Annotated in this window: 4 protein-coding genes; 2 read left to right on the forward strand and 2 right to left on the reverse strand. The window is 51.9% G+C overall.

Annotated elements, in window-relative coordinates; all coding sequences use genetic code 11:
* Window positions 1–562: 562 nt before the first annotated feature.
* Both LAT75_RS14335 and LAT75_RS14340 read right to left on the reverse strand, forming a co-directional pair.
* Window positions 563–2,758, reverse strand: a complete 2,196-nt coding sequence (locus LAT75_RS14335; RefSeq protein ID WP_291483366.1) for a hypothetical protein — start codon at window positions 2,756–2,758, stop codon at window positions 563–565.
* A 75-nt stretch (window positions 2,759–2,833) separates the two neighbouring features.
* The gene (locus tag LAT75_RS14340) at window positions 2,834–3,751 is read right to left on the reverse strand and encodes a hypothetical protein (protein WP_291483367.1); all 918 of its coding nucleotides are present in this window, start codon (window positions 3,749–3,751) and stop codon (window positions 2,834–2,836) included.
* A gap of 1,959 nt (window positions 3,752–5,710) precedes the next feature.
* Here LAT75_RS14340 and LAT75_RS14345 point away from each other — a divergent pair.
* A complete protein-coding gene (locus tag LAT75_RS14345) occupies window positions 5,711–6,475 on the forward strand; it encodes a DUF6266 family protein (RefSeq protein ID WP_291483368.1) in 765 nt (254 codons plus the stop codon).
* 494 nt (window positions 6,476–6,969) lie between these two features.
* Window positions 6,970–7,929 (forward strand): IS110 family transposase, encoded by a 960-nt coding sequence (locus LAT75_RS14350; RefSeq protein ID WP_291483369.1) that lies wholly within the window; start codon window positions 6,970–6,972, stop codon window positions 7,927–7,929.
* Window positions 7,930–7,948 lie beyond the last annotated feature (19 nt).

Below are 7,948 nucleotides of genomic sequence, written 5' to 3' on the forward strand. Positions count from 1 at the left end.
CCACGAAGCCTTACGATCATTGTTTTCAGGAGAGGGGCTTTTTATTTCGGGGTAGTTTAGGGTTTTTGAAGCCTGAACTACCAGCACCAGCCCGCCGTCCCCGCTCAACTACCCAAACCCACCACCGGCATGGCGGCGTGAACGCGCTGGAAGGTCCCGGATAAGCGTGCGACCTGCATTATACATAACCCCACACCCCCAAAACCGCACGCTTTCCGGGATGACGGGTTGGGGGGGTAGTATCACAAACGGCGCGGCAGGCCGCGCCAGTAATTCGCACCAAATACCAGCCCGCGGTCCACCGTCCGCCGCCCCCGGTCGGCGAAGCCCCCAAACCCACCACCGGCATGGCGGCGTGAACGCGCTGGAAGGTCCCGGATAAGCGTGCGACCTGCATTTTACATAACCCCAAACCCCCAAAACCGCACGCTTTCCGGGATGACGGGTTGGGGGGGTAGTATCACAAACGGCGCGGCAGGCCGCGCCAGTAATTCGCACCAAATACCAACCCGTGGTCCACAATCCGCCGTCCCCGGTCGGCGACGCCCCGCGACCTAAAACCCTACAAATTTACCACTCCCTGCCCGAAATAGCGGGCCGTGCCGGGGTCGGTGAGGTTGGCCGCATGTCGGGCCATGTATCCGGTGAGGGTAAGGGTGAGCGGCTTGGTGCCCGGCAGCACCGATTTCCAGTTCAGAAGGGTAAACCGCAGCAGCTGCGCGAGCAGCTCCGTCTGTTCTTCCCGGCTCATCATCAGTTGCTCAGCACCCCCTCCCGTTGCGGATTCAGCAGCACTCAGCTTTTCCAGCTTCACCTGAAGCAGGTTCGGCTCCCCGGAAGCCTTGCCGGTCGCTCTTTTATGGTGCGTACACAGCATCCATTCATCATCGCCCGTACACACAGCCTCAAGCGGCTCCTGCGGCAAATAGTGTAATTTGCCCTCGCGCGCCTCCTCGCGCCAAATGTAGCGGTCGCTGCGGCAGCCGTCGGTTATCGCAGCAAGATACAGCGTCACTTCCTTCCCGCAATCCTGCCGGAAATCAGTGAGCATCTTCCGGATGGCCGCCGCTTCTTTCCGGTTGAGCAGCTTGTAATAGTGCACCACAATCTTTCGGATATCTTCATGCAGCAGCTCATTCCGCATGCCTGCAAGGCCGAGCCTCACCGCTTCCAGCAGATCATCCAGCCGCTCCTGCTCTTCTGCCCCGATGCGCATCATCCTTTTCGCCTCCGACATGCACATGATGCCAGCAACCCAGCGGTTGTGATCGCCGGGCTTCCGGAAGGTATTAATCCCCATCACCAGCGTATCCTCCTGCCTTGCCGCGGGCAGCCAGGGGATGCCGTGCAGCTTAAACCACAGCTTAATACCCAAATTACAGGCATAATAGGTCATATTCCTCCTAACGGATGCTTCCGTAATCACCTGTGAAGGCAGTCGTTTCCGCGCCATAAGCGCTTTAAATACATGATAAAGCTGCTGCTTTTGCGGATCGGCATCATGCTTGCCCCAGGGCGAAATATACCACACCAGCCCGGCCGGCTGACCGTTACGGGCAAGGTCCCGAAGGCCCTTTTCGACCGTTTCTGTGAGGTCAGCCGCATCCCGGAAGGCAGCGACACCTGCAATCCGGAAACCCTGCTTCATAAAACCGGAAAGGTCCTGATCCATGAAGCGGCGCAGTTTATTCACGAGGGAATCTGACCCCTGCTTAAACACGATCAGACAGGGAATCACCGGCTCAGCACTTCGCAGATACGGACCATGCTTCGGCAGGCCGCTTTTCAGACCTTCGTGCTCAAGCTGATACCTGCTGCCGATTTCAAGACGCCTGTTTTGGGGGTCAAGTTTTACGGCTGCTGAATTCGGGAGACGAACAAACGAAGCTTTGTTCCGGGTGTCGGCGTAGGGAAAGGCTTCTTTAAATGCACCCTGAATCAGATATCGGATCACAAATCCTCTTACGTACAGGCAGTGCTTGCTGAAACCGGCCTGCTCCCCCCGCAGGTACTGCTGCAGCCCCAGCGCACCGGCAAGCGGACGGTTAAGCAGCGGATAGAGCTCCTCCGCTGGCACCCTGAAATACTTCCGGACCGTGTTAAGGCCGAGAAGCCTGTCCCGGTAAACAACTTTGGAAACCTTGCTGTGATGGCTCAGAAGCGCTGAGAGCGGCATCTGCAGCATGGAAGCTGCACCCGCAAAAGCAACAGCAAGCTGCCAGCCGGAACCCGCACGCGGAGCAATAATCCGGAGCCGGAGCCGGAACAGCTTCAGCGGCTGTTTGGGGTTTTCAGGCTTATCACGCTGCCTTACAAACACATCCAGTTCTCCAAAATCGCCCCGGCGGCAGCAGAACCCCTCCTTGCGGAAATACTGTTCCAGCAGGAAGCGGTAGTAGCGCTGCGTGATGCGCGTATTTTCGCGAAGGTTAACCGTGATGCTATCCGCAGCTCCGGCTTCAACCTCTTCAAAAGCTGTATAAAGAGGATTTTCAATATTGTTCCGGTCTTTTTTGGGGAAGAGATGCGGCCCCAGCTGAACCCGTGTGTGCAGCTCATCCTGCCCGGGGTACACCCTGAAATGATAAAGCCTCTCATCCGACAGCTTCAGCCGAAGCTGATTGGTATAAAACGAGCTTTTTGAAGCTTTTCTGACCAAAGATTCAGCCATCGGTTCAGTGCCCTGCTCAGGGGCATCAGCTGTTGCTGCACCGGCGGTATGTATGCGGTTCATCAGTTTCAGTTCTTTAAACTTCATAGTTGTTTTTATGGGGTTTGGTTGATGGTATCTGTGATGTATCCGGGTGTTTTATGGCAAACCTATATAAATGCTTCAGGCAACTGTTTTTGAATTCAGCAGAAGCTTTTGGGTGAGCCTGCTTATGTCGCATGTTCTTAGATAATGTCTTTCACGGCTTATCTCCAGAACCGGTATCCCTTTCTGCTCCAAATAATCCCGCTTCTGATAGGGCTTCATACTCTTCGTAAAAACCGGCTCACCTAATTCACTGAGTAAATGCCAGCTGTGCGTACAGTCCGGTTCAGTACAGCGGGAGTCAGCCTGTGCAAAAACACGATCGGGCTGCCAGGGCTTGCCGCAAAACAGCGGATATACCTCCTCGACCGGCCTCACGAAGCTGAAAGCATCGCCCGGCTGCGACAGGAAATACTGCACGGCATGCAGCAGCGTGAACAAATGATGGTGCAGCGTCTGAAACACAAAACAGCTTAATCTGAGGCGGTCCTGCTCATTCGGATCGGCCGTGACCGCAAGCTGAGCGGCAGCCCTTCTTTCCTCCTCCAAAGCAAGCTGAATCCGTTCCGTAAGCTCTTCCCACAACAAACGGAACTTCAGGCTGCCCTTCCCCTCCCATGCCGGAACCGCACTGCTTCTGAATGCCGCCCATAACTCCGCAACTGCGCCTCTGATAAGCTGCTGATAAATATAAGAGGGGGCATCCGCAGCAACCGGACCCAGCGGCGTGTACAGCCGGTAGAGGGAATCATCAGGTGATGCTGAGCTGCGGTACAGCTGTACGGCGTCGTTCACAAAACCCCCGGCCCGCTCATCCGGAAGCGCAGCTGCCGTTGCCGTCTCTAAGAGAAATTCCGTGAGGGCATTCCCGTTTTTAAGTACCGATGCCGGCGTTTGCCGTATCAGCTTTTGGTAAACATCATCCTGCAATACACAGGGATGAAGCGACTCAAAAAGAAATCTGATCTTCAGTTCTGCCGTCTGTTTTGTCTTCAAATTAAATATGTTTGGTGTATCGGGTGAGCTGCTTACCGAATCTTACGTTTCGGCTACAAGGCTGTCGGGAAAAAGCTCAGGTAATTTTTATTATTATCCTAAGCAAACCCGGTCACTGCCGCTTCAAAGCGGAGGCTGATCACAAACAGAAGACCTCCTCTGTTAGGTAACAAAAACCTGCTTCATGCAATTAAGATGAATAATTTCATGGTTTTATAGTTTTCTGTTGAATGCCGTTTCCGGGCACATCCAATAATAGTAACTTCAGGCATTTCTTCCATACAGAATTTTAATCAAACAGATATTTTCTTTCATTTTCTATTCATATTAAAATAACGGTATCAGTTTTTTTTGATGAAGATATATGCCTATATACAAAGATAAACAAAAGTGTATGAAAAGAAGCTAAGACCTTTTTGTGTGAGCGACACAAACCAACTTCAGCGCCCCCCGGACATTTGGGATCTTTGGTGCTATATCATGTAGTCAGTTTTTTGTAAGGATGTTTGCACTAAATTCAAATGTGCATATTCGGCATGATTTATTTTTTAGCTTTCATTCTTTTTTTCGTCAAAACTGCAAGCCCCATTTTTATCTGCTTTTTGAAGCATGTGGTTGTATTAATATTTTGTGGGAATACTACTCCTGTACAACTATTTTAAAAATCTGATACTCTGTCCACTTTTTGCCGGATCACGGTCCGTGTTTGCTCCGTATTTGCTCCGTGTTTGGTCTGATGATGAGGGTGTTCACCTCCGCCGGGTTTTACCATTGTTCGGAGCTGCTTCAGACATGGGCGGGAGCAGAGCTGAAAGCAGGAGAAAAAACCGTGAAAAAGCAGCCCTGAAATGCTTCAGAAAAATAGGTCTCAGGTGCGAGTGGGATACCTTCAGCACATCGTGATACAGTCCTGCAAAACATCATTCCCATTTTTTAACCCGGAAGCAAATTGGCACCCCGGTCCGTACCATTCCCCTCTCACAACCGGACACACCCCGCCCCGCAAGTTTCAGGGGCTTTACATTAGCTCATAGTTATTCATAACACGCAGGCTTCGGATGTCCCCTTCCCGGGGGCACGCTTCTCGAGAGGGGATTCTGCCGCTACGAGGTTTTGAAAGGATTTCTTGCTTAAGACAAGGTTCCGATAGTGCGACCCTTCCGGGGTCGGGCATTGGCTACCCGGCCCCGGGCCGTCTGTTAAGTCACGTCTGTTAAAGAAAAGACCCCGGACGGGATCTCATGTTTATAGCTTGAAAGAGAGCCTGCACCATCGACCCCAGCGGGGTCACATCTTTCAGGGGAAGGAACAAGTCACAAGCATTCAACCATTTAAAGAAAAATCGGTTGCGAGTGGCACAATTTCAACGTATCGGCTTACAGCCCTGCAAAACATCATTTCCCATTTTTAGCCCGAATGCAAGTAAACGCCCCGGTCCGCATAAATCCCCTCTCGAGAGGTGATTTTGCCGCTACGGGGTTTTGAAAGGGTTTCTTACTTAAGGCAAGGTTCCGATGGTGCGACCCCTCCGGAGTCGAGATTTTGGGGGGATCGCTTATTGCTATAAACATGCGACCCCGTTGGGGTCGGGGTTCTGGTCGCATATTTCAGGGGCTATTTGGAGGCTCGCTGCCGGCCGTCTTTTCTGATTTTTATGCAGCCGGGGGGCTTACTCACGCCGTCCATTTTCGGAAATCGGGAAAAAAAAGTGTATTTGAGGGTCCGGATTTGAGTTCCTGAATCGGTCTCCGGTCTCATCTAACAACTATTTCAGGTGAATAAAAAACTTTTTTTCTGTTTCCCATCCGAGCACGAAAATAATTGAGGGTAAAACTGAGGGGAACCCGTCAGCAGGCGCTGAGAGGCGTTTGCTAAGCTCAAAACGTTCGTAAGTTATGGCTGTCAGACGGTCACACGGTGTGGCCGCTCCGGCAACAAAACCCTCAAAACAAGGAGCCAATGGCCACCTATAAACGAGGAATACTAGGCCGGTTTTCCGGCAAAGTCGGTACCGTAGTTGGTGCCACCTGGCGCGGCATCAGCGTAATGCGTGCCGTACCATCCGAAGTACGTAACCCGCGCACGCCTAAACAGCAGGCACAGCGCGAGCGCTTTCAGCTGATGTCCCGGCTGCTGCGCCTGACCCGGCCTTTTATTCAGGCCGGTTTTGAAATCCGCAGTTCCGATGCCTTCACGGCTGCCAACGCGATGATGTCGTACAATGTGCGGTTTGGTGTGAAAGGGGAATACCCCGGTCAGACACCCGACTGGCCCAACGTGCGCTTCGCAATGGGCAGCCTGCAGGGCACGGATGCCGGAGGCAGCAGCATCGGCTTTGATGCTGAAAGCAGTGAAGCTGTTTTTACCTGGGCTGACAACAGCGGGCAGAACAACGCCCTCAGCAGCGATCTTGCGATGCTGATGCTGTTCAACCCGGATAAAGAGCAGGCTGTATTTGACCTCGCTGCAGCAGCGCGGGAAGCGGGCACGGCCATGCTCCGCATCCCGCCTGCTTACGCCGGCGACACCCTTCACGCCTGGATCGCTTTCCGCAGGGCTGAAGACAGTGACGAGCGCATCAGTTCCGATTCCCTCTACCTGGGTACACTCAGCTTCGGCTCCAATAACAGCGGAAATGAAGGCAGCGGTGAAATCCCCGGTTCCGGAGAGAACGGAAACGATGACAGCGATGAAACCAGCGATACCGGCGACACCGGTAACTAAACCGCCATCAGTCGTCTGATCCTGGGCAGGGCAGGTGCTCACCCCCCTGCCCGTGTCCAGCAGGAAAGACGGCAGATGACTTAACCGAAACCCAACCGGCAGCCCGGTGCGCATTTCGCGCACCGGGCTTTGCCGTTTTATGATGATTGGGCTTATCGGAAACATACCGAAAAACGTACAGCGAAACCAGCGGGATGCGAGGAATGCCCCGGACGGCGGAGCCCACCACCACCGTCATCATATATTAGTTGAGCGGCAACGAGCAGCTGTTTTGGATAATAATCCTACAATCTTAACTTGTACGCAAACATGAAGGTGAAAGCGCGTTGGTACCCTGTTTTCTGTCATTGAGCTTCGAGCTCGTTCGGGATGAAACCAACGCGCTTAACTCCACTAAGCAAGAACAGTTCATAAGGCTTCGAGCCAGCATAAATGATGGATATGCTATATGGAGTCCTTCATGATTATTACCATAAATGAAAAATAACAATATTATGGATTTTTTCGGAGTTGATGTTTCAAAAGATACTCTTGATTTCTGCAAAGCGGGTCAAAAGAAAGTCAGAAAAGCAGATAACAAACCTGTAGGCTGGCAACAGCTCGCCAATGCAGTGCCCGCAGACAGTTGGGTGGTGATGGAAGCCACCGGTCCGTACTTTCTTGGTCTGGCTATCTTTCTGACTGACAGGGGTATTAAAGTTAGTGTAGTTAATCCGCTGATGATCAAAAACTACTGCAAAGCCAAGATGAGTCGGGTCAAGACTGATCAGGTTGATGCGCGTCTGATCGCCGATTATGCCCTAAAGATGCATGCAGATCTGCAGGTGTGGAAACCCAGACCGGTGAATGCGCGCACGATTCGGCAATTAAACACCGTTCGGGAGATGTTGGTCAAACAAATCAACCAGGTTGAAAATCAAAACCATGCATTCAGTCGTGATGAGCAGGCGTGTGAAACTGCCCTGAGGTTTAATGAGCAAAGTCTGACATCCATGCGTGATGTACTCAAAAAGGTTGAGAGGAAATTGGAAGAATTGGCCAAGATAGAATACGGCGATTTAATCAAAAGAATTTCCACTATTCCGGGGGTTGGCAAGGCTACTGCAATCCTGTTTTGTGTCTTAACAGACGGATTCAGTCGCTTTGACAGTCATCAGCAGCTGAGCACGTATATCGGGATTGCACCAAGTCCCTATCAGTCAGGTACAAGCGTAAAGGGCAAAGGTCATATAAGCAAAATGGGAGCTGGTTATGTGCGAAAACAACTGTATATGTGCGCCTACTCGGCGAGCCGCTATAACCCTGCATGTGGTAACCTGTATAAACGTTTAAGAAGTAAAGGAAAACCTCATAAACTTGCCCAGATAGCCGTTGCACATAAATTAGTCAGACAGGTGTTTGAAGTCGCCATGACCAATTCAGTTTATGATAAAAAAAAGGCGCTGGCCGCTTGACTTTTAATACAGTTCATCC

This window comes from Cyclonatronum sp., assembly GCF_022565315.1.
Classification (GTDB): Bacteria; Bacteroidota; Rhodothermia; order Balneolales; family Cyclonatronaceae; genus Cyclonatronum.

Coding starts and splice junctions, on each gene's coding strand:
- LAT75_RS14345 (WP_291483368.1), top strand. CDS start 5,711: ATGGCCACCTATAAACGAGGAATACTAGGCCGGTTTTCCGGCAAAGTC.
- LAT75_RS14350 (WP_291483369.1), top strand. CDS start 6,970: ATGGATTTTTTCGGAGTTGATGTTTCAAAAGATACTCTTGATTTCTGC.
- LAT75_RS14335 (WP_291483366.1), bottom strand. CDS start 2,758: ATGAAGTTTAAAGAACTGAAACTGATGAACCGCATACATACCGCCGGT.